This is a genomic window from Rhizobium sp. SVR5-2C, from assembly GCF_056755115.1.
Window position 1 is genome coordinate 1 of sequence record NZ_JBNDHT010000578.1, and the last position, 237, is coordinate 237.

The window sequence follows — 237 nt, forward strand, 5'->3', positions numbered from 1 at the left end:
GTTCAGGACGCCCCATCAGCCGAACCGTCATTGGCGGAGCCTGAACGCTACAAGGCTGATCTCAGCGCTCATCTCGAGGCCGCAAAACACCATTACAACAACGAAATCGAGATGTTTAAGTCCGTCATCGTGGCGGGCCAGAATGCGATCCGAACTATGGTCAACATAAACGGCGGCGCTTCAGTTGCGTTGCTTGCCTTCATCGGCCACTTGGCGGCGATCAAATCGCCATTTATC

At 54.4% G+C, this 237-nt stretch carries 1 protein-coding gene; it reads left to right on the forward strand.

Annotated features, from left to right (window positions below; all coding sequences use genetic code 11):
- Positions 1-30 precede the first annotated feature (30 nt).
- Positions 31-237 (forward strand): hypothetical protein (locus ACPYOI_RS36970; protein WP_481424298.1); only part of this gene is annotated, 207 nt, incomplete at its 3' end.